This window comes from Bdellovibrio sp. HCB117 (assembly GCF_047305915.1).
Taxonomy (GTDB): domain Bacteria; phylum Bdellovibrionota; class Bdellovibrionia; order Bdellovibrionales; family Bdellovibrionaceae; genus Bdellovibrio; species Bdellovibrio bacteriovorus_B.
In genome coordinates this window covers 3304484-3326983 of sequence record NZ_CP178622.1, presented here as the reverse complement: position 1 = coordinate 3326983, position 22500 = coordinate 3304484, and the positions used below count along the sequence as shown (strand labels likewise).

20 protein-coding genes are annotated in these 22500 nt (G+C 46.9%); 13 read left to right on the top strand and 7 right to left on the bottom strand.

Annotation, left to right across the window (positions count from 1 at the left end; genetic code table 11):
- Nucleotides 1-7: 7 nt before the first annotated feature.
- From ACLWBD_RS15650 to ACLWBD_RS15610, 9 genes are all read left to right on the top strand, one after another.
- Nucleotides 8-904, top strand: coding sequence for a DUF72 domain-containing protein (locus ACLWBD_RS15650; RefSeq protein ID WP_413568915.1), 897 nt, complete (start codon nt 8-10; stop codon nt 902-904).
- A gap of 83 nt (nt 905-987) precedes the next feature.
- Nucleotides 988-1302, top strand: a complete 315-nt coding sequence (locus ACLWBD_RS15645) for a hypothetical protein (RefSeq protein WP_063205279.1) — start codon at nt 988-990, stop codon at nt 1300-1302.
- A gap of 41 nt (nt 1303-1343) precedes the next feature.
- On the top strand, nt 1344-1757 hold the full coding sequence (locus ACLWBD_RS15640) for a hypothetical protein (RefSeq protein ID WP_063205278.1): 414 nt from the start codon (nt 1344-1346) through the stop codon (nt 1755-1757).
- A complete protein-coding gene (locus ACLWBD_RS15635; RefSeq protein WP_413568914.1) occupies nt 1757-2809 on the top strand; it encodes a hypothetical protein in 1053 nt (350 codons plus the stop codon). The genes ACLWBD_RS15640 and ACLWBD_RS15635 overlap by 1 nt, the downstream gene beginning before the upstream one ends.
- A complete protein-coding gene (locus tag ACLWBD_RS15630; protein WP_413568912.1) occupies nt 2802-3977 on the top strand; it encodes a 3-phosphoshikimate 1-carboxyvinyltransferase in 1176 nt (391 codons plus the stop codon). Before ACLWBD_RS15635 ends, ACLWBD_RS15630 begins: the two co-directional genes overlap by 8 nt.
- Nucleotides 3974-5773 (top strand): shikimate kinase, encoded by a 1800-nt coding sequence (locus tag ACLWBD_RS15625; RefSeq protein WP_413568910.1) that lies wholly within the window; start codon nt 3974-3976, stop codon nt 5771-5773. The genes ACLWBD_RS15630 and ACLWBD_RS15625 overlap by 4 nt, the downstream gene beginning before the upstream one ends.
- Nucleotides 5770-6795: a chorismate synthase gene (aroC, locus tag ACLWBD_RS15620; RefSeq protein ID WP_413568909.1), complete on the top strand. Its 1026-nt coding sequence runs from the start codon at nt 5770-5772 to the stop codon at nt 6793-6795. Before ACLWBD_RS15625 ends, aroC begins: the two co-directional genes overlap by 4 nt.
- 11 nt (nt 6796-6806) lie before the next feature.
- Nucleotides 6807-7706 (top strand): 1,4-dihydroxy-2-naphthoyl-CoA synthase, encoded by a 900-nt coding sequence (locus tag ACLWBD_RS15615; protein ID WP_413568907.1) that lies wholly within the window; start codon nt 6807-6809, stop codon nt 7704-7706.
- A 126-nt stretch (nt 7707-7832) separates the two neighbouring features.
- The gene (locus ACLWBD_RS15610; RefSeq protein ID WP_063205272.1) at nt 7833-8075 is read left to right on the top strand and encodes a hypothetical protein; all 243 of its coding nucleotides are present in this window, start codon (nt 7833-7835) and stop codon (nt 8073-8075) included.
- Between the two features lie 442 nt (nt 8076-8517).
- Here the strand turns inward: ACLWBD_RS15610 and ubiE are convergent, their stop codons facing one another.
- Together ubiE and aroF are read right to left on the bottom strand one after the other, a co-directional pair.
- The gene (ubiE, locus tag ACLWBD_RS15605) at nt 8518-9228 is read right to left on the bottom strand and encodes a bifunctional demethylmenaquinone methyltransferase/2-methoxy-6-polyprenyl-1,4-benzoquinol methylase UbiE (RefSeq protein ID WP_413568906.1); all 711 of its coding nucleotides are present in this window, start codon (nt 9226-9228) and stop codon (nt 8518-8520) included.
- The gene (gene aroF, locus ACLWBD_RS15600; RefSeq protein ID WP_063205270.1) at nt 9218-10051 is read right to left on the bottom strand and encodes a 3-deoxy-7-phosphoheptulonate synthase; all 834 of its coding nucleotides are present in this window, start codon (nt 10049-10051) and stop codon (nt 9218-9220) included. Before aroF ends, ubiE begins: the two co-directional genes overlap by 11 nt.
- Before the next feature lie 78 nt (nt 10052-10129).
- Between aroF and ACLWBD_RS15595 the strand changes: the two genes are divergently transcribed.
- Genes ACLWBD_RS15595 through ACLWBD_RS15585 form a run of 3 tightly spaced genes read left to right on the top strand, consistent with a single transcriptional unit; the run spans nt 10130 to nt 13475 of the window.
- Nucleotides 10130-11155 (top strand): chorismate-binding protein, encoded by a 1026-nt coding sequence (locus tag ACLWBD_RS15595; protein WP_413568905.1) that lies wholly within the window; start codon nt 10130-10132, stop codon nt 11153-11155.
- Nucleotides 11152-12720, top strand: coding sequence for a 2-succinyl-5-enolpyruvyl-6-hydroxy-3-cyclohexene-1-carboxylic-acid synthase (gene menD, locus ACLWBD_RS15590; protein WP_063205269.1), 1569 nt, complete (start codon nt 11152-11154; stop codon nt 12718-12720). Before ACLWBD_RS15595 ends, menD begins: the two co-directional genes overlap by 4 nt.
- Nucleotides 12708-13475, top strand: a complete 768-nt coding sequence (locus tag ACLWBD_RS15585) for an alpha/beta fold hydrolase (RefSeq protein WP_253696466.1) — start codon at nt 12708-12710, stop codon at nt 13473-13475. The genes menD and ACLWBD_RS15585 overlap by 13 nt, the downstream gene beginning before the upstream one ends.
- On the opposite strand, the gene ACLWBD_RS15580 is transcribed toward ACLWBD_RS15585, so the two are convergent.
- From ACLWBD_RS15580 to ACLWBD_RS15565, 4 genes are all read right to left on the bottom strand, one after another.
- Nucleotides 13455-14303: a S1 family peptidase gene (locus ACLWBD_RS15580; RefSeq protein WP_063205268.1), complete on the bottom strand. Its 849-nt coding sequence runs from the start codon at nt 14301-14303 to the stop codon at nt 13455-13457. The two genes, ACLWBD_RS15585 and ACLWBD_RS15580, sit on opposite strands and share 21 nt — an antisense overlap.
- 101 nt (nt 14304-14404) lie before the next feature.
- Nucleotides 14405-15232, bottom strand: a complete 828-nt coding sequence (locus ACLWBD_RS15575; RefSeq protein WP_253696463.1) for a S1 family peptidase — start codon at nt 15230-15232, stop codon at nt 14405-14407.
- Nucleotides 15233-15366: 134 nt separating this feature from the next.
- Complete coding sequence (gene pip / locus ACLWBD_RS15570) at nt 15367-16314, bottom strand: prolyl aminopeptidase (RefSeq protein ID WP_413568902.1); 948 nt, start codon at nt 16312-16314, stop codon at nt 15367-15369.
- 35 nt (nt 16315-16349) lie between these two features.
- Complete coding sequence (locus ACLWBD_RS15565; RefSeq protein ID WP_413568900.1) at nt 16350-17234, bottom strand: YihY/virulence factor BrkB family protein; 885 nt, start codon at nt 17232-17234, stop codon at nt 16350-16352.
- 386 nt (nt 17235-17620) lie between these two features.
- Here ACLWBD_RS15565 and ACLWBD_RS15560 point away from each other — a divergent pair, with 386 nt between their 5' ends.
- Nucleotides 17621-19246 (top strand): response regulator, encoded by a 1626-nt coding sequence (locus ACLWBD_RS15560; RefSeq protein ID WP_413568899.1) that lies wholly within the window; start codon nt 17621-17623, stop codon nt 19244-19246.
- 4 nt (nt 19247-19250) lie between these two features.
- Here ACLWBD_RS15560 and ACLWBD_RS15555 read toward each other — a convergent pair whose 3' ends face one another.
- Nucleotides 19251-22460 carry a hypothetical protein gene (locus ACLWBD_RS15555; protein ID WP_413568897.1) on the bottom strand — a complete coding sequence of 1070 codons (3210 nt, stop codon included), beginning with the start codon at nt 22458-22460 and terminating at the stop codon, nt 19251-19253.
- Nucleotides 22461-22500 lie beyond the last annotated feature (40 nt).

Genomic DNA, 22500 nt, shown 5'->3' with positions numbered 1-22500 from the left:
GGCTGTCATGGAATTTGGAAAGCTGCATTCCGTAGACGGTGTGAATTGGGATCTTCCTTCTGATGACCCTTTGGCGTCAGTGTATTTAGAGAAATTCAAAACCTCCTCTTCAGCAAAATTCTATATTGGCACTCCGGCCTGGGGGCATAAAGAATGGATCGGGAAGATATATCCAGAGAAAACAAAGGCTGCGGATTTTCTTTCTTATTATTCGCGCAATTTCAACACTATCGAACTCAACACATCTCACTATCGTATCCCGACGGCTGAGCAAACACAGAAGTGGCTTGCGCAAGTGGGAACGGATTTTGTTTTCTGCCCAAAGCTCTATCAGGGCATTTCGCATTCGGAACAAGGAATGTTAGATAAAAAACTTTTGGCGGAGTGGTTCGAGTTTTTGAAAAACCTGGGAACGCATCGCGGGCCGTGCTTTGCGCAGTTTCCTCCGCACTTTGATTACAGTAAAAAATCTCTGTTGTTTTATTTTTTGCAGCAGTGGCCCGACGAGTTTGAACTGGCTTTAGAGTTTCGTCATCCCAGTTGGTTTCAAAATGGATGTGTGCTTCCGGCATTGACTAAATATTTGCAATCCCGAGGCATCGGCCTAGTTATAACGGATGTCGCAGGTCGAAGAGACGTTCTTCATGTGTCTATAAGCGCTCCCTTCACGATGCTTCGCTTTATCGGAAATGATCTGCACCTATCGGATCGCCAACGTTCCCAAGACTGGGCTGTGCGATTGAGCTCTTGGTCGCAGCAAGGATTACAAAAAGTTTTCTTTTTGGTGCATGAGCCGGATGATATTTTGGCTCCTGAGATGGCCCAAATTGTAATCCAGCAGCTGAATGAAGAGGCTGATGCTCAATTAAATCCCTTACAATGGTGCGCAGCGACCTTGGTGTAATAAATCTCAGAATGCGACGCCCTCCTGGACTCTAGGCTTGCTTCAGATCGCCGATAAGATAAGGCGACAAAAAGGAGTGACTCATGAAGTGGATTTTAATCGCAGCCTTGATAACAACAGCGACAGTCAGTGTAAATCCCGCTTTAGCTCGTTCTGCGGCTCGCGGACCGGCAAATGCTGAGGAGCATCGTTCTTTAGAGGATACAATCAAGAAAATTCGTGAAGACGACGAGGGAATCGTCGTGCTTTTCGCGAAAAACCCGGGATCGTATTACCTGCGTCGAGACGTCGAAAACTTCGATGGCCTTCGTAAGAAATTAGAAGAGGCCTTTAAAGCCAAGAAGCCTGTAAGCGTCACGTTTGATGCTGTTCAGCTCAATATTCTTGAAGTGAAATAAGTCCCTGTATAAACTGGTCTCCGCCAATAGGAGACCAGTTTATGAAACACATTCTTCTCTCTTCCATCCTTTGTTTTTCTCTTTCCGCTTTTGCAACAACCAAAGAAGAAGTTCAGCAGAAAACCAGTGATGCGGCAGCCGCAGCGGTGGATTATTCTAAAGAACAAAAAGAGCAATTCCAAAAAGACATGGACGCTAAACTTGCCGAGTTGAAGCAAGAAATCGCGGCCCTTAAAAAATCCGCTTCCGAAAAAACCGGCGATGCCAAAAAAGAAATGAAAGAACAAATCAAAGCTTTGGAAGCTCAACAAGACGATCTTAAAAAAGATCTGGCAAAGCTTAAGAAAAGTTCTGGCAAAGCTTGGGCCGAAATGAAAACAGGCATGAGCAAAGCTTGGGATGCTCTTTCTTCATCTTACGCTAAAGCCAAAGAAGAATTCAAAGAATCCAAATAATGAAAAAAAGTACTTTGCTCTTCACGACGGCACTTCCTTCTCTTACAGATCTGGGTGAAGAGCTTTTGCTTATTTACGATGAGATCCTGCCACGAAAATCGACGGCTTTTAAAAAATGGTCGCAAAAGTTTTCGTTAAAATATGGTGTCAAAGCCGGTGAATCTTTAAAATCCGTAGACCATTTTCCCCAACACATTCGTAAAATCGTGCAGCTTTGTGAAAACACCTCCAGTCGTCGTTTGACGGTTGTCGTGGTGGGCGGCGGCAGTGTGGGTGATTTTGGTGGTTTCGTCGCTAGCGTTCTAAAGCGCGGAGTGAAGCTTGTGCACATGCCAAGCACTTGGCTTTCAGCAATTGATTCTGCTCATGGCGGTAAAACAGCTTTGAATGTGGGCGGAGCTAAAAATCAAATTGGCACCTTCTATCCGGCAGACAAGGTGATTTTGTCTCGACAGCTCTTGATGTCGCAGCCAGAGGCGCGCGCCTTTGAAGGTTTTGGTGAACTTTTAAAAATTTCTTGGATTCAAGGCGGAACGCTTTGGCAGGAATTATCGAAAGAGTTTGAAGTCACTTCGGCGGTTCTTTGGAAGTATTTGGCTCGTGCCATTGATGCGAAATACAAAGTTGTGGGGCAAGATCCTGAAGAAAAGTCGGGTCATCGCCACATTCTAAATCTTGGTCACACCGTGGGCCATATTCTAGAGTCCTACTATCAGCTGCCGCATGGTGTGGCTATCAACTATGGTTTGGATTTTGCTCTTCGCTACAGTGTTCAGTTGAAGATCATGTCTTCTAAAGAGTACGAAAAAATATCTCACGCGCCGGTTTCGGGCTATCTCTTGTCACCTTTGCGCGATGATCTATTACAGACGAAGACTTCGGTGTTAAAAGAGTTCCGTCAGCTTTTATTGAGCGATAAAAAGAAAACCAAATCGCAGACATTGCGTTTTGTATTTCTAAAAAAGCCGGGTCAGTGTGTGGTGAAAGAAGTGACGGTCGATGAAGTGTTGATGGAAATCTGTCGTCAAAAGGAAGATGAACTGAATGGCTGATTTTCGGTTTCAAGGCGAAATTCCAGGTTCTAAATCCGTTTTCAATCGCGCCTTGATCGTGCAAAGTTATTTTCCTGTATTAGATCTTCAGGGGTTTTCAGAGTGTGATGACGTTGTTCACATGCGCGAAGGACTTAAGGATATTCGTGACCGCAGTCGCATTGACTGCGGTGAAGGCGGTACGACGTTTCGTTTTATGGCGTTGCGAGCCTCACGGCAAAAAGGTGTGCATACGCTCGAAGCCGCACCTCGCTTGATGCAGCGACCTCAAGCTGGCCTTTTAGATTTGCTAAAACAACTGGGCGTACAGACTCAGATCAAGGCGAATGAACTTTTCATCGTCAGCGAGGGATGGAAAAGACCTCGCCAACCTTTGCGCGTGGACACCTCCGAATCCAGTCAATATGCATCAGCTCTGATTTTAAACGCCTGGCTTCTGGATTTTGATTTAGAGTTTGAGATTGTCGGTGACAACGTATCTGAATCTTATTTCCTTCTGACTTTAGAGATGATGAAAACTCTGGGAATGCGTCCGAAGAAAACGGAAAAGGGTTATCTTATTCCCGCAGGGCAACGAATCAGCAAGCTGAGTTGGAGTGTTGAGCCTGATCTTAGTTCTGCCTTCACCATGGCGACAGCAGGTGCTTTGGCCGGGGAAAGTGTGATTCAGAATTTTCCTGAACAAAGTTCTCAGCCTGATCTGGTCTTCTTGCAGATCTTTAAAAAGATGAATGTCGATTTCACCCTCGAAGGAAGCAATCTTATCACTCGTAAAAGTGCAAACCTTCGCGCCGTGGAATGGAATCTTTCCCAATCGCCCGATTTATTTCCAGTTCTGGCTGTGCTTTGTAGCTGGACGTCGGGGACCTCGAAGCTTTATGGGGCTCCTCATTTAACAAAAAAAGAAAGCAATCGTATTGCCAAGGTGTCAGACCTTTTAAAACTGATTGGTGTGGAACATGAAAGCCTTCCTGACGGTATGATCATTCACGGTCAGTCTTCGCAAAAACTTATTACCACAGGGCGCTTTAATCCTGACAAAGACCACCGCATGGTGATGGCGGCCACATTGATGAAGCTAAAAGGTCATCAGTTCACATTGGAAGAGCCTCAAGCGATAAATAAAAGCTTTCCAGAATTCTGGGACATGATAGGTATCAAACCATGATTACTGTTGTTGTCGGACATCGTGGCACTGGAAAAACAGAACTGATGAAGCGCTTGCAGCTTTATTGGCGCGAAGACGTTGACGCTATTGATCTTGATACAGAAATCGAAAAGAAAATCGGTAAAACCATCCGCGAACTTTTTATGGAACACGGGGAGGCTTATTTCCGGGAAATGGAACGACAGCTTTTCCTCGAAATCTTGCAAAGACCTTCGAAAAAAACTTACCTTGTACTCGGAGCCGGTTTTGATCTTTCAGTTATTCCGGAAAGCATTCCTGTTTTATGGGTGAAAAGACGCACGGATTTAGACGGGCGTATTTTTTTAAACCGCCCGCGCCTAGAGCCCGATATATCTCCACTGGAAGAGTTTCATAAACGAGCGCACCTGCGCGAGCAGCGCTATCAGGAACGAGCTGATGAAGTTTATTTGATGCCTGAAGGTCAGCTTGAAAACCATCACAAGGCGATGGCCATAGAAAAAGAAATCTTGTCGCATACTTTAAAAAGTGTCGGCGGCATCATCACTCTTCTGCCAGAAATTTTCGCCACTGACTTGCGTTGGTCTTTGTTTAAATCTCGTTACGCCAATCGCGATCTCGACTTTATTGAACTGCGCGATGATCTTTTAAGTGATGAGCAAATAGAGCGCGCTCTTCAAGAAATGCCGCGCGAAAAGTTTATTTTTTCTATTCGCAAGTCGCGCGAATACTCCCAGGCCTTTTTATCGCGCGCCACTTACGTGGATTGGGCATGGGAATTGGGCGAACCGACAGATATTCTTACAGCTATAGGATCGCAGAAACTTATTTTATCTCTGCATCGTGGTTTTGATTTCCAAGAGTGGTCTCGTTGGGAGGATAAAGCGGCGCACATGAAGTTCGCTCCAGAGATTTCATCGTTTGCGGAACTCTCGACTTATCATGAATGGCAGCGCTCCAAAAAAGCGCATCGCAGTTTTCTTCCTCGCTCTAAAGATGGACGCTGGGAATGGTATCGTCGTCTGCAAAAAGGCCAGCAGCTTTTAAACTTCATCCGCGAAGGTGACGGCAGTGCTTTAGAGCAGCCTTCCCTGTGGTCTTGGCTGATGACGCCATCGTCGTCCCCGGAGTTCGCTGCTGTTTTGGGTTCCCCGGTTGCGCACAGCTTTACGCCGCTTGAACATTCTGATTATTTTGCAAAAAAAGAAATGCCCGTCTGTGCTGTTCACATCGACAGGGACGAATGGGAAGAGGCCCTGCCTGTTTTGCGCATGCTAGGACTTACCTATGCTGCGGTAACGGCTCCTCACAAAGAAAACGCCGCAAAGCTTTGCCATCATCCAGATCTGAAAGCTCTGAACACGCTTTACTGGAATAAAAAACAAGAGATGTGGCTTGGAACTTCCACCGACGAGGAAGGCTTTGTCGAACTTATCGAAGGCGTTGGTATGATTGCCCCTTTGCAAAAAGAAATTTTTGTGTGGGGCGGTGGTGGAATTTTAGAGGTGATTCAGAAGGCTTTGCCGCATGCGAGTTATTTTTCTTCCAGAACGGGAGCACCTCGCCCAGGCAGTGAAGCCTCGGCAGACCTAACACCTAGAATTATTATTTGGGCTGCGCCACGCGCTCAAGAAACCCTGATGCCTCCGGCTTCATGGAATCCGGTGATGGTCTTTGATTTAAATTACAAGGAAGACTCTATGGGTAGGGAATACGCTCAAGCCTGTGGAGCTAATTATCAGTCGGGATTGGTCATGTTTACAGCCCAAGCCCAAGGACAACGCCTGTTCTGGCGTCACTGCGAGGAGAACGTATGAGCGCAAGTCAATTTGGATCTCGCTTCGTCATTACAAGTTTTGGTGAAAGCCATGGCACGGCTTTAGGAGTCGTCATCGACGGTTGCCCTGCGGGCGTCCGCTTCGATACAGAAATTCTAAAAAAAGAATTAGAACGTCGTCGCCCCGGCCATCATGGATCAGGACAAATCGTATCGGGTCGTCTGGAAACAGACATACCCGAAGTCTTAAGCGGAGTGTTTGAGGAAAAAACTTTAGGAACTCCGATTGCGATCATTGTGCGCAATCAGGATGCTCGCTCTCAAGACTATAAAGAAATCAAAAACAGTCCACGCGCAGGGCACGCCGATGATATGTGGAAGAATAAGTTCGGTCACAGCGATCATCGCGGTGGAGGTCGTTCTTCTGGCCGAGAAACCGTGTCTCGCGTGATGGCCGGAGCCGTTGCGCAAATGCTTTTAAAAGAGACTTCACCGAAGACGCGAGTGATGGGATATGCCTCGCAAATCGGACCCTTCTCGTTGACTCCGGATGAGCGCACACAGGTCTCTTCAAAAAATGTGGATTCTTTCCAGGCGCGTTTTCCTTCCAACCGTGATGTCGAAGTGGCAGAGCTTTTAAAGTCTGCGCAAGTCTCGGGGGACAGTTATGGAGGCGTTGCCGAAATTCTGATCGAAAATCCTCCCGCGTATTTAGGTCAACCTGTGTTTCACAAATTGAAATCTGATTTAGCACAAGCTTTTTTAAGCGTTGGCGCGACGAATGGCTTCGAATTGGGCTTGGGCTTTGATTCTGCCCAAGTCAAAGGCACGGAATTTCATCAAGGCACTCAAGAGGCCTATGGCGGTATCCGTGGTGGAATTTCCACTGGCGAAAGTATTTTATTAAAAGTGTCTTTTAAACCAACAAGCTCCATTTTGGATGTAGCAAAGAAGGGTCGTCATGATCCTTGTATTGTCACTCGCGCGATTCCTGTGCTTGAGGCGATGACATGGTTGGTATTGGCAGATCACTGGCTGTGGTCTAAAACAGATCGTATCTAATCGAGGTAAAAATGGTTTCCGATATTTTCAATCCTGAATGGTGGACTGAAGTTCCTGGTTTTAAATTCAAAGATATCACTTATCACCGCGCCAAAGATCAAGGCACAGTTCGTATTGCTTTTAACCGTCCTGAAGTGCGCAATGCTTTTCGTCCGCAAACGGTGGATGAGCTTTACACTGCTTTAGAGCACGCGCGTATCACGGCGGATGTCGGTGTTGTTATTATCACTGGGAATGGACCTTCTCCAAAAGACGGTGGCTGGGCTTTCTGTTCCGGTGGTGACCAGCGTATTCGTGGCAAAGATGGCTACAAATATGAAGAAAAAGAAGCTGTTGGCAAAATGGATTTAGCGCGCCTAGGTCGCTTGCACATTCTTGAAGTTCAACGTTTGATTCGCTTCATGCCTAAGATCGTCATGGCAGTTGTGCCTGGCTGGTCTGTGGGGGGCGGACACTCTTTGCACGTGGTGTGTGATCTGACTTTGGCTTCACAAGAACATGCGGTTTTCAAACAAACAGATCCTGACGTGGCTAGCTTTGATAGTGGTTATGGTTCTGCTTATCTTGCCCGCATGGTCGGACAAAAACGCGCGCGTGAAATCTTCTTCTTAGGTCGCAACTATTCAGCACAAGAAGCTTTTGATATGGGCATGGTCAACGCCGTTGTTCCTCATAAGGACCTAGAAAAAGTCGCTTTGGAATGGGCTTATGAGATGAATTCAAAATCTCCAACGGCCATGCGCATGTTGAAGTATGGATTCAACTTGATTGACGATGGTTTAGTAGGCCAGCAATTATTCGCCGGAGAGGCCACTCGCCTTGCTTATGGCACCGAAGAAGCCGTCGAAGGTCGAAACTCTTTCGTTGAAAAACGTCCCAAAGATTTCAAAAAGTTCCCTTGGCATTACTAATTTTCTCATGAATTAGACCATCCAGACATCCCTGTTTATTACGATGTATTTATAAACGGGGATGTTTTTAGGGTTTCTGCACGAATACAAGTTCCTCCTATAAATGAACCGGGGGAAAATGGACGTATGAAACTCGCACTCATTCTTCTTATTACTGGCACGCTTGGATTGGGCATCTGGGGATGTCCGACGAAGAAGAATGTTCCGGATCCGACACCACCAGAACCTGAAATGGTGATTCCAACACGACTTGAGGTTCGGGCTTTTTATGACGAGCTTCTTAGTCTTGAAGGGCGGGCTCCTCATATCGGGGTTCGTGTTGAGCCTCTTCGTCTTCTTGCTTCCTCTGAACAATCACTTCGACCTTAGATTGGTTTTCGCTTCGAGCGACGGATTTGCGCTGGGAAGGGAGTCCTTTGAAATGGCTCGCTTCGTTCGGGCACGCCGTCCGGGCTCGGTCGGTGCCGAGGCTTCGCCTCGGTTCGCGCCATCGTGGCGCCACCGAAGGCCCTTCACTTCGGAGCCATTTCAAAGGACTCCCTTCCCAGCGCAAATCTGTGCTGTTGCTTAGGGCCAACTTCGTTCAGTTAAATTCAGATGAGTGAGTGCACGGAGAAATTCATCACGTCGTCGAAATAAAAAAAAGCACCGTGTTTCAGTCGGTGCTTTCATTAAAACTTTTTTTGTGTGTTGGATTCTTTGGGGAAGTTCTGTTGGCGTTTTTTTGATCTCGCCGTTTAAAGGTGCCTGCTTCTTTTTTGTACTTCGTTGCGTTAGGTGCGGTGAAGTGCAGAAAAGAAACAGATGCTTTTTATTTTACGGTGCCTTTGTAGATGTAGGCTATTCCGCCGGTCAGGCTGATGTATTCCATTTTTTCGAAAGAGTTTGTTTCTTTCATTAAATCTAGGAAGCCTTCGCGGCAGGGGAAAGCGGCTGAGGATTTTTGTAGATACTCGTAGGCTTCGCCTTGGCCTGTTACTAGGCCGCCGATTTTTGGTAGGATGTTTTGCGAGTAGAAATTGTAGATCGCGCCGAAGACGGGCAGATTTACTTGGCCGAATTCTAGGACCATCACTTGGCCGCCGGGTTTTACGACTCGGGCCATTTCTTTCAAGCCTTTTACTGGGTCGCCTACATTGCGGATGCCGAAAGAGATGCTGCTGATATCAAAAGAATTGTCGGCGTACTGAAGTTGAGTGACGTCGGCTTGTTCGAATTTAATTTCTAGGCCACGTTCTTTGGCTTTGCCTGGAGCAGGGATTAACATTTCTGCGCAGAAGTCTGTTCCTACAACGTCACCAGTGCCTACGGTTTTTTTGAATTCTATAGCTAGATCGCCCGTACCCGTGGCGCAGTCTAGAACTTTATCGCCAGCTTTAGCGCCGCTGTATTTAACTAACTTTTTTCTCCACAAGTGGTGAATGCCCATCGACAAAACGTTGTTCCCTTTGTCGTAGTTCGCTGCGACTTTAGAGAACATGTTACGAATCACTTCAGGATTTGGAGAATGCTTAGTTTGCATAAAGCTCTACTTTGTGAAGAGGTCTGTCGACGGCTTTCAAGATTTTGTCCATCTTGGTCATCATGTGTTTGAAATCATCCAAAGTCAGAGCTTGCATACCGTCAGAAAGAGCTTCTGCTGGGCGAGGATGTACTTCAACGATGATACCGTCAGCTCCTACTGCCGCCGCTGCGTAAGCTAGATCCGGTACAAGAGCGCGAATGCCGACAGCGTGAGAAGGGTCGACGATTACAGGCAGATGTGTGTTTCTTTTCGCGAAAGCCACCGCATTGATATCCAGCGTGTTGCGAGTCGCTGTTTCGAAAGTACGGATACCGCGTTCGCAAAGGATGACGTTCGGGTTGCCACCGTTTGTGATATATTCAGCGGCTTTCACCCACTCTTCGATCAAAGCAGCGAAACCACGTTTCAACATTACCGGTTTTTTCTGCATGCCCAATTCTTTAAGCAAAGAATAGTTGTGCATGTTGCGAGAACCGACCTGGAAACATTCCACGATGTCATAGATCTCTTCGATTTGACGAGCATCTGTGACTTCAGAAATCAGGCTCATGTTTGTCTCTTTGCAAACAGCTTTGATGAAATCGAAGGATGAAGAACCCAAACCTTGGAAGGCTTTTGAAGACGTGCGCATTTTCCAGATCCCGCCACGAAGAATGTGAGCGCCAGAAGACTTCACGCCTTTTGCGGTTTCCATGAATTGCTCGTAGCTTTCGATAGAGCAAGGACCAGCGATCACAGTGAACTGTGGTCCGCCGATATCATATCCGCCGACATTGACGATTTGGGTTGAGGGAGTTGTTTGCATAGTTAGCATTTCCATAATACGACTTCTCTAGTGGAACGGCAGAATAGCATAACGCTCTCAGGCATTACAAACTTTTTGGAGGCAGGGGCCCTCTTGCGCCATAAGGATCAATGGATTCTTATTGAAGGTCCTTTTGAGCCTGCTTCCGACGCGAATAGTGATGAAATTACAGTATTTTGCCCTGATTTCTATGACCTAGGCTCTAGCAAACCCTTGCGGGGAGCGAAAACTTACCGCTTAACGACCGAAGACATGCGCCATCATTGTGAGGCTTACTTGGCTCAGCATCCGTCTTCTCAGGCCCCCGTAATGAAAGCTTCTTGGGAAGAGCCCAAAAAAGAAGACTTCGCGCAAGCCTTGACGGTCATTCAAAATCGCATTCGAAAAAATGAAATTCAAAAGGCCGTGCCGGTCGTGTTCTCGCGATCCGCGCAAACCGTATCGGCAACCGAAAGAGCGCAGATAATTTTGAATCTTTTGAAAGCACCGCCCACTCTTTACGTCTACGGACTTTGGCAGAACGGAAAGGGAGTTTTGGGAGCAACTCCAGAAACACTTTTTGACTATTCACAAGGAATTCTGAAAACGATGGCATTGGCGGGGACATGCCCCAAGAGTGAAGCTTCCGAGCGCGACTCTCTTTTAAACGACGCCAAAGAGATGCAAGAGCACCTCTTGGTTTTGCAAGATATCAAAGAAGTTCTAAGTCCTTGGGGTGAGGTGAAAACTCATGGACCCTATATCGTAGAACTTCCGACACTTTACCATTTGAAAACTGACATTCAGATTCACTGTCATAAAAAACCTGAGTTTTTATCTTTGGTGAAGGACCTGCATCCGACGCCGGCCCTAGGGGTGGCTCCACGTAGCCAAGGTTACCAGTGGATGGCCAAGCTTCCTGGACAAGACGACCGCGGGCCTTATGGGGGACCTTTCGCTGTTTTTGCGGGCGAAGAGGCCTTGTGCCTTGTCGGCATTCGAAATTTGCAGTGGAATAAAAACCTTGCGATGATTGGTTCGGGTTGCGGGATCGTCGCTGACAGTGAATTGGAACGAGAGTGGCGTGAGGTTTTTCAAAAACGCCAATCAGTAAGAAAGATTTTGGGGCTTGAGTTATGACAAATATGGAATTAGCAGCGAAGGTCATTCAGGAACTGGTGCACACCGGTGTTCGTGAATTTGTTTTATGCGCCGGAGCTCGCAACAGCCCTTTGGTTCACATCTTAGACGAAAATAAAAATCTGAAAGTATATTCTTTCTTTGAAGAGCGCTCGGCCGCGTTTTTTGCCTTAGGAAGAATTGCGAGCACTCGTCGCCCGGTGGCGATCATCACAACATCAGGCACGGCCGTCGCCGAGCTTTTACCTGCCGCTGTTGAAGGAACTTATTCATCATTACCACTGATTATGGTCACTGCAGATCGTCCGAAGCACTATCGTGGCTCGGGAGCTCCTCAGACCATCGAGCAGGTGGGGATTTTTTCTTACTACAATGAAGTCGCACTCGACATCGACGCGGAAAATTCACATATTTCTTTCAAATCTCTGTCTTGGAAAAAGCCTATTCATGTGAATATCTGTTTTGAAGAGCCGTTGATTGATGGTCCCGTCCCTAAGATCGAATTCTCTGTATCTGAAAGAACAAAATTACCAGGCCAATTGCCATTAGGAACTTTGAAAGAAGTTGAAGACTTCATCAATTCTCACAAGCCGTTGGTGATTGTGGGGATCTTACCTGAAAAAGCTCACACGACGGTGCTTGAGTTCTTGAAACAATATAAAGCACCGGTGTACTGCGAAGGTATCTCAAGCTTGCGCGGTCATCCCGATATCAAAGATATTGAAATTCGCTCTGGCGAAAAGATGATCCACCGAGTGCTAAATTCAGGTCTTTGTGATTCGGTTCTGCGTATTGGCGGAGTTCCCACGGCGCGTTTCTGGCGCGACCTTGAAGTGAAGTATCGTGAAATTCCGGTGTTCAATATCAGCTTCAACCACTTCTCGGGCCTAAGCCGTCCGGTGCATCATTGCAACTCAATTGACTTGTTAAGCCAAGTGGAGTTCACGCATGTTCATCGTGAAAACGTAAAACTTAATATCGAAGACAACACCCGCACTGAAGCGATGCGTGCGCTTTTGGAAAAGTACCCTCAGTCAGAACAAGGCCTGATTTATTCTTTGTCTAAAAAAATGAAAGGTGCCTCGGTCTATTTAGGGAACTCACTGCCGATTCGTGAATGGGATTCTTGCTCCTCCCACGATGCGATGCCTTTGCGAGTGGCGGCCAATCGCGGAGCCAACGGTATCGACGGACAGCTTTCTACATTTTTAGGTTGGGCGTCGCCGCAGACAGAAAACTGGTGTCTTGTTGGAGATTTAACAGCGCTGTATGATTTATCGTCACTTTGGGCAACTTCTCAACTCGAAGCCAACAAATTCCGTATTGTCGTCATTAACAACGGCGGGGGGCAAATTTTCTCTCGCATGTTCAATAAAGAGATTTTCGTAAACAAACACCAGATTTCTTTCGAATCATGGGCAAAGATGTGGAATTGGTCTTATCAGAAATGGCATAATATTCCTGAAGAGAACAATTTTGCTGATCACCAGATCATCGAACTCTGCCCCCACTGGGAGCAGACTCAAGAATTCTGGAAGGAGTACGAATTTCTGTGGAAAGAGTGAATCTCTTTTTCCTGCATGGATTCCTAGGACGGCCCTCAGACTGGGCCATTGTCAAAGCCCACGTGCCTCAGCACGATGGCGTCAGGATCTACACGCCGGATTACTTTAAAGAAGCGCTATTAGGTCCCCAGCATGCGTTCGAGGCTTGGGCTGACAACTTCATCAAGTGGATCGAAGCGCACGGCTGTTCGGCGGATAGAAACATCCTCGTAGGGTATTCCTTAGGTGGGCGACTGGCTTTGCATGCTCTTCAGCGTCGCCCGAATATTTGGCACAAGGTGGTCTTGGTTTCGACCAATCCCGGCTTTAATGACCCTCATGAAGATTTGGATCCTACTTCCGAAGAACGCCGCCAGCGTTGGATGAATGACTCGTATTGGGCTGAAGAATTTTTAAAAGCCCCGTGGGAAAGTGTCCTTCGAAATTGGAACGCCCAACCGGTTTTTGGCGGTGGCGAAAACGAACCTCTTCGTCAGGAGAAAGAATACTCTCGTGAATCTTTAAGTCTGGCCTTAACTCAGTGGTCTTTGGCTCAGCAAAAAAACATGCGCAGTCTTTTGCTTAAAAATATTCAAAAGATTGTCTGGATGGTGGGCGACCGCGATGAAAAATTTATGGAGCTTTCTCGTCGCTTGCAGGAAGAGGTGATGGGGCTGCGGGTGGAAGTCGTTCCGAATTCTTCTCACCGGGTTCTTTTTGACAGCCCCAAAGTTCTGGGCGAAAAACTTCGCCAGTTAGTACAACAATTTCTTTGATTCGCGTTCAATCCATGGGCGGTATTTCTTAACGCTCATATAGATGGATTTCTCTGAGCAGAAATCTTTTTTGCGGATGTATTCTTCGCGTTCGCTTTCGCTGATTTCACTGGGAACACTCCATGAGGTCGCAGAGGCGACACCTACAAGATAGTCTTTACCTTGATAGCGCATCATCGCCGGACCGCCCGAGTCGCCGTTACAAATACCTTTGTTCCACTTCTGATTTACGTAAAACTGCGCATCGTCTTTAGAGATGCTGTCGATCAAAAGATCCACGTGGCGAAGAGTTCCAGAACCTTGAGTATCACTTTTTTGCGCCGGAGCTCTTCCTGACGTGCGACCGTAACCTGTCGCCGTGAATCCCAATCCTGCTTTGAACGGAAAATTGTCATCTGGAAGAAGAGCAGGTTCAAAACCTTTCGGCGCATCACCTTTAATCAGGATCAATGCGACGTCATCACGATCGTTGGCACTTTGCTTTTTGTAATCGGGGTGAGGAATCGCCCGGACGGCCTGGCGAAGAATGTATTGCCCCGCCAATGGCTTTAAACCGAATGCCAATGAAAGAGTGGCAGCGCCGCTGGGAATGCAGTGAGCGGCTGTCAGGATCACATTCTTTTTGATCAAGGTTCCAGTGCAGTAAGTTTTCGTCGGACCGTCATGAATAAGCACAACGTACTTCGATAGCACATTGTCTCTTGTTGTCTCTTTGCCGCCAATGATCGCGTCTTCCGGAGTGATGTCGATATTTTCAACTCCGTAAGGTCCCCCACAGGCTGCCAACAACAAAACGATAAAAGAGCTTACGTACAACTTCGTTTTCATAGTTCCCCAGGCATGATTGTGGAATGAAATAACAAAAGGGCCGCTATTTTTGTAGCAGCCCTTCGTGTTTTTAAAATTTTTTTAGTCTGAAATTTGTGAGTCTATTTGGAAATTTCAGGATTTGTTAAAGAAACGATCAGCTTGTTGGCCATTCTGTTCAACCACACTTTGTGAGCCAATGCGCTCGTGTATGCAGAGTATTTTGAACAGTCGTTTTCAGCGTCTTCGACTCCGCGGCTAGTAACACCCCAAAGGTAGTACTTGCCTTTCACTTCGATGTAAGCTGGACCGCCAGAGTCACCGTGGCAGGCACCTGTGCCGCCAGTTTGATCCAGCTTTACCTCTGTCAGGCTGAATTTTGGGTCTGCGATTTTAACCGAAGTCATACGCAAAGTTCCTGCGCCGTCACCTGTTACGCCATCTGTGATGCCGTAACCAGCAAGAACGACTTTCGCGCCTTTTTTAAGAAGTTTTTTGTTCGCTTCGCTTAAGAAAGTGGCTGGTTTGTAGCCCGCCGGAACTTCACCTTGGAAGTGCATCAAAGCGATGTCACCCGTGTCGTAGTCTTCGTATTGGCGTGTTTCCCACAAAGATGAAATAGCTACTTTGTCGACCTGGCGACGAACCGCGTACTTGTTGACCTCATTACCGAAGAAAACATACATCGCTTCTGTTTCGCTTCCGATGCAATGAGCGGCTGTTAGCACAAGGTTGTTTGGAAGAAGAGACCCTGTGCAAAGTTGTCCTTCAACGGCATCGTAAACAGCCACGATGCTTTCTTGAATCTTATCACCGGCTTCAACTACTTTACCGCCAATGATTCCCTCGCCTGTTGTTTGAATTTCACCTTGATTAGAAGCTTGAGGTGAGCAAGCTGTTAAAGCCAAACTTGAAACTAGCCCCGCCAAAACAAGTTTATTCAACTTCACGTATCCCCCCGGATAGTTGCACCGTAAACCCCACGGTGCGTGAAAGCTAATAAACCCAATTTGGAACCACTTTACAACATCATAATACTTATACGTTCTATAAGGGGCGCTAGGCCCCTTGGTAGCTGAAATTCTTACAGGTGTTTGAAGCTGTCTGTGGCTTCAATAAGAGCTGAGCGAGTTCCAGGCTCTGCAGCCGCATGACCTGAGTCAGGAATGATTGTAAATTTTGCCTCCGGCCAAGCTTTATGGAGGTCCCACGCAGAGCGAGCCGGGCAGACAACATCATAGCGGCCTTGAACAATCACTGCAGGAATTTTGCGAATGGCTTCGATGTTTTCTAAGATCCAATTGTTCGTCGAGAAGAAGGCATTATTGGTGAAGTAATGGCACTCGATGCGTGCAAAGCTCAACGCGTATTCAGGATCATCGAATTCATCAATAGCGTTTTGGTCTACGATCAGGCGTGATGTAGCCGCTTCCCACTTGCTCCATGCTTTTGCCGCTTGCAAACGCACCTCTGAATTTTCATGAGTCAGTCGTTTGTAATAAGCCGTCACCATGTCACCACGTTCAGCCACTGGAATGGGTTTTAAGTACTCGTCCCATACGTCAGGGAAAATTTCTGAGGCGCCTTCTTGATAGAACCACTTGATTTCTGAAGGACGGCACAAAAAGATTCCGCGCAAAACCAAAGCCTTCACTCTTTCAGGATGAGAAATCGCATAAGTCAAAGCAAGCGTTGAACCCCAACTGCCGCCGAAAACAACCCACTTGTCGATTTTGAGCATGGAGCGAATCGTTTCGATATCTTTGATCAATTCCCACGTGTTATTTTCTCGAAGCTCTGCACAGGGAGTGGATTTTCCAGAACCACGTTGGTCAAAAAGAATAATGCGATAGGCTTTAGGATCGAAAAAACGACGGTGATCTGGAGCCACGCCACCGCCTGGTCCGCCATGCAAAAACACCACGGGTTTTCCCAGGGGATTTCCACACTCTTCCCAGTACAAAGTGTGAATGTCGGATACTTTCAGCATTCCAGAATTATTTGGTTCAATTGAAGGATAGAAATCACGCATAAAAACCTCGCGGTGGTTGGAGATTGAAATTTCTCTTAGCCGCGCGTTTTTGTCAAAGTCGAAGCCTCTTCGTCATCGACTTTGTGAATCTCATTGGCGATTTCAGCACCGATGAAGATGATAATCGAAGAGTAATAGACCCACATTAGTAATACGATTAAAGATCCTGCGGCGCCGTATAGTGAACCTACAGCGCTTTGTCCCAGATAAAGACCGATCAGTGTTTTACCAATAGAAAATAAGATCGCAGTGATCAAACCACCTGTTAAAGTTTCCGCCGGCCGCATTTTCTTTTGCGGTAAAAAGTAATAGATAGCCGCAAAAAGCAAAGTGAAGATTAACAAAGAGATCAAAAAGTTGGCGATCTGTCCGATAATAGCCGCAGCACCACTAAGAACTAGCGAGATGATGGATGAAATCACCAAAGACACCATCGAAATAAAAACGAAGGCCAGCACCATTCCCATGCTGAATATTTTTTTCTTAATAAAGGCCCAGGAACTTTTTAAAATTCCTTCGTCTTGTTGATCCTGCGCGGGGCTTGCTACTTCAAAAATAACATTCAAGGACTCACGCAATTGACCAAAAATCGCGCCAGCAGAAAATAGCAAAGTGATGATCCCCACTAATCCTGCCCAGTCCCGGATCGTAGGGGTTTTGTCAGCATTCATTGCGATAGCCTTGATGGCCTGACTGGCTTGGGAGCCAACAAGATTTTCGATTTCACTGATCATCTCGGTTTTAAATTCCATTCCTAGGAAAGAAACAAAGGTGATCATTAATATAAGCAGAGGCGCCAAGGAAAGGGCGGTGTAATAAGAAAGGGCCGCTGCAAGATCTAAGATCTTATCGTTCCCGAGCTTATCTAAAAAACGATCGCTGTGCAGCCGATGAATGAATGGCATCATCTTCATTTTCATAGGAACAAGGCTATCATGGCGAAGAAGTCGGTCCTTCAAGAAAGCTTTGCTTCTGGATTTATACAAAGTGTTTGGCTGATAAATCCTGTTTAAATTGTAAAATGGTAACGGTGTAATTTCACAAAAAATATGGGCCATGTACGCGAACGCACTTGGTTGGGCTTCGATTAGTTTCGAATACAGCGCGAATCTTAACTGTATCATAAAATTTCCAGAAATCTTTTTACCGGAACTTGTTCGCGAGGAGCACACGCTATGTTGTTTGCTTTGGATATTCTAAATAGGTTGTGTTAAGTCCTTTACCAAGATTCGATATTAAAAGAATGAGATCATTTTCAATAGCACGTCCGCGGGATCACCATTCATCGAATCAGGGGAAAAGTTGCATGGAGAAAACCAAGCTACTCATCGTGGACGATCATCATGAGAACATTTTATTTCTGTCTCACCTGATTTCAGGCGAAGATATTCAAGTTCTTTCAGCGAAAAGTGCGGAGGAAGCACTGTCGCTATTGATGAACCACGACTTCGCCTTGGCGCTTATGGACGTGCAAATGCCAGGGATGAGCGGATTTGAACTCGCGCGGCTGGTTCGGGCTTTGAAAAAGACCCGTCATCTTCCGATGATTTTGATGACCTCGCGTCAACAAGACCGCTCTGTTCTTTTTGAAGGATATGATACGGGCGCGGTGGATTTTTTATTCAAACCTTTAGATCCTCATGCAGTCCGCAGTAAAGTTCGCACATTTGTACTTTTGGATCAGCAACGCCGTCTTTTGAATAAACAAGTTCAAGAGATGGAGTTTCTTAAGAAGAAAGCTGAAGAGGCCAACGTAGCTAAAAGCCATTTCTTAGCCAATATCTCTCACGAGATTCGCACACCCTTAGGGGCGGTTTTAGGATTTGCCGACATTCTGTCTCAAGATAAGTTGAGTGACTCTGAAAGAAATGAATTTCTGGCAGTCATCCGACGAAATGGAGAGCTTTTGCTGCGCCTTATCGACGATATTTTAGATCTTACAAAAATCGAAGCGCAGAGACTGGAATTCGAAAAGAAAGAATTTTCTTTGAAGGATCTTTTAAAAGATGTCGAAGCAAGTTTGGGATTTCGTGCGACTGAAAAAGGTATTTCGCTAAAGATTCAGTCCTGCGATAGAAATCTGACCTTTGTTTCCGATCCTTTGCGAATTAAGCAGATTCTTTTTAACGTTATTGGTAACGCCATTAAATTCACCACCAAGGGACAAGTCGATGTTCAAGTTCGTGTTGAAGACGCGATCTCGGAACGCGAATCCTGTGAAGCTCGTCGTGTGACTTTTACCGTGCGGGATACGGGTGCGGGTTTGACAGTGGATGAAGTTCAAAAGCTCTTTAAACCTTTTGCTCAAGCCGACGTTTCAACTGCCAGACGCTTCGGTGGGACGGGTTTAGGTTTGGTGATTTCTCAGCAGCTCGCGCAAAAGCTGGGCGGGGACTTAAAGCTGATTTCTTCTGAAGTTCAGGTCGGTTCTGTTTTTGAAATCACTCTTGTTTTGGATACAGTTGAGGGAGCGCCCCAAGTACGAACACCTGTGGTGTCGCATTCGGATATAGCTTCTCACTCGTTAGAAGATAAGGTCATCCTGATTGTCGACGATGTCAGTGATAACAGACTTCTTATTGATCGTTATCTTCGTCCTCATAAAGTTCGACTGCTTCAAGCGGGAAGTGGTGTTGAAGCCTTAGAGACAGTTTGTGAGTCTCACGTGGATTTAATCCTCATGGATATACAAATGCCTTTAATGGATGGGTATGAGGCCGTGCAACGCATTCGTAAGCTCGGTTATGAAGGGCCTATCGTTGCGCTTACGGCTCACGCGATGAGAGAAGAAACCATGAGATGTATTAAAGCGGGCTTCGATGCCGTTTTAACAAAGCCGACACGTCGGCAAGAATTGGTCGCAGTGATTCAGTCTTGGCTCTCGGAAGAACCTTTGGGTCATCAATCACGTCAGCCAGAACTTTTGCAGTGAAATACTAATCCGTTGGGAAACTAGTTCCATCCAGACATAGCCAGGTGGCTGTGTTTGCTATCCAAGGTCTAAAAGTTCCATCCGTGTAGATCCAAGCATAAACGGCCACCGCCGTTCCTGCCGTGCCAGAATAAGCCGTCAGATTTAGCGTCATATTCGTCGTCGGCCTGAATCCAACTGGAAATGTGAAGGCCGCGTTTCCCCAGGTTCCAGGAGCCATACATCCGCGAAGATAAACTCGAGCGTCTTTTCCTTTGCGATAGCCCGGAGCTGCAACGCCTGCGATGGGATAATAGGCGGCCCACGAATTTGTGAAAGCGGTTATGTCCGTCCAAGCATTGTTGACGATTTGGCCAGAAATTTTGACGTCTCCGGTAACTTCCAAAGCGGCCGATGGTGAAGCGGTTTTCACACCGACATTACCTGAATTATCCACGCGAAGCCCATTAGAAGTTCCATCCCCTGACACCCAGTGCGAACCCAAGTTGATATTCTGGGTGGCGGCGTGATTTCCAAGATTGTCGGCTCCACCACCGCCGGGACCTGAAGGAACAAGCTCGGTCGCCATAAAGTAGGTGTTGTAGTTTGGAGTGACTTGGCCGGCGCCGATATTGTCATCGCTGATACGAACGTAAACTGTCTGATCCGTTGCCGGAGTGTAGATTTCAAGAAGAGTGGACTTAAAGCCGTACGCACCCACTGAGTCGGGTTCATCTGTGTAAGCGGGGGCACCAAAGGTGGTGGTGCCATTGTAAAACACATAGCCGAGGTATCCATTTCCATCGCTCTGATACGTATTTAAAGAAGCTTCAAGACGATAAGTGACTCCGGCTTTAAGATTGATCCCGTTACTTGTGGTGGTCATTCCGTTATTTGCCGTGGTTAAAGAGAAAGCGACAATAGAGTTTTGATCAACAGTTTGATAACCCGCCATGCCCCGTTTCATATACTTCGGTGATCCATTTAAAGAAAACCAGTTGGCGCCATTGTAGTAGTCGACGGTGTTGTCGTCGGTATTATAAATAACCAATCCTTGAGGAGCTCCCGTAATAGCGTTTCGTTGCGCACGAGTCATACGTGGGGGCAGAAAGCCCTTTGCTGCAGAAGAAATTTCTAAAAGAGCCGAAGTGTGAGGAGTGGTGGTGCCAATTCCCACGTTACCATCGGCAGACACGGTTACTCTCATTTGATTGTTAGTTTCTAGATTCAATGCAAAGCCATCATTAGTTCCGAGGATGGCGTCGGCAGAAAAAGAATTTCCGGCATTAATAAAAATCGACCCTGTAGTGAAAGCGGAACAAGTCATCATGCCCGTGGCGTCGAAAGAAACCAATTGCCCAACAGCACAGTTGAAAGTCGAAAGCGAGGAGCCAGTTCCATCAGAAGCGATCAATCTGTTGGCTGTTAAAGTGCCCGTCCCTGTACCACCCTTTGTGACGGGAACTGTTGAGGGAAAGTTGGCGGGATCCGCGCTGATGGTACCTGAAGAAACAGCAATACCAGCACCCACTCGAACGGCCCCTTTGGCGGCGGTCGTTGCATCACTGATTGAGATCACGGGTGTGCTTGTTCCGGTGGCTACGGAAATAGGAGCTGTCCCGCTGACATTGGTTACCGTGCCATAAGCAGGGGTGATCCACTCCAGACCGGAAGCCGCTGCGGAATTGGCAGAAAGTATTTGTCCGTTAGCGCCCACAGGAAGGCGAGAGTTGTTGGTGTCGTTGCGAACAAGAATATCACCTTTCGCAGTCAGAGGGGAAAGCGCATTAAAAGCGGCCAAAGTCGAAGTCTGTCCCGTTCCACCATTTGCAATGGGTAAAGTGCCTGTGACTTCCGTCGCAAGATTGATGGACGAACCATTGCTGGCCGCCGTTAAGCGCCCTTGAGCATCCACAGTGATATTTGCGCGAGTGTATGAACCTGCTGTGACGGCGGTATTCGTAAGAGATATTGTTCCCGTTCCTGTAATCGGTCCACCGCTAAGCCCGGTTCCGGTAGAGATATTGGTGACTGTGCCACCGCCGTTATTATCGGCTGCGGGTGCCCATTTTGTGCCGTCGTATTTTAGAACTTGGCCTGAAGTTAAACCCGTCGTATCGACATCAACGCCTTTGATTCTATTTACAGAGACGGAACCTATCGTCCCGCTGACATCGCCAGCAACCGAAACATTGATGGACTGGCACTGAAATCCTAGCACGGCACTCCAGTACATGGTCTGATGAGGCAAGCAGCCCGCCGAAGTGACATATCCGTCGAAAGTGGATTTCAAAAGATAATTATTCAAAGTCGAATTTAAATTTGTCACATCGCTGATGTTGATACCGGCACCGGTCCATTGAGTGCCGTCAAATTTCAAAAACTGATTTGAAGTCGGTGTCGTATTTGCAATGGGTGTATTTTGAATTCTTGCGACAGAAGGGTTTGGGTAAGTGCCGCTCAAATCTCCACCGGCGGCCCCTTTGGGAACGCGGGAATCGCTAAGGCGAGCGTCGTCGCCCGCGGCAACTGTCCCGGCAGTCGTGCCAACATTTAAGGTCACTTGGGGAGTTGAGGTGTTATTAACAATCGTTACATAAGAGTTGGTGGACGTCACTGTTGTCACCGTTCCACCGCTTGCTCCGCTGACAGGCGCACAGATAAGTGCAGAACCATTCCATTTCAAAAATTCATTGGCGGCACAAGTAGGAACTCCAGTCTTTACGACGAAGTCATTCTCTGTTTTTGTTCCAAGCTTTTCGGCTGAACGTGCGTAAGCCGCATAGGGAACGGTGCGAATTTCATTGGAAGGCGAAATCACTCTCCACCCGGAGCCATCGTGAAACTGAACTTTCAAAAGACGGATGTCCCCGGCGCTGGGAACATAAGGTGCTCCTCCGCCATAACAGTTTTGAGCTTGAGAATTATTGAACGAGTCTAGAAGTGTAAAAAGAGGGTCCGTCGGAAAGAGTTTGTTGCCTGATCCAATCGGGACATCAAAGACACCGCGAGAGTTCAGCAGGCTCACGCCATCTTTTTGTTCGCGATAGATAACACAATTTCCATTGGGACTCGTGATTTCAAAGAGGAAGCTGACATTGTTATGTTCTAAAGGTTGGCCATTCACATTCAGGATGCGACCCTGGTATGTCAACGCATTCGGCGAAGCCTGTGCGTGATTAGATGTGGCCAGCACAAAGCCAACTATGAAAAACAAGAACGTACAGAAGTTCATAAGATATGAAACTTATCGGCTACTTAAGACGTATTATTAA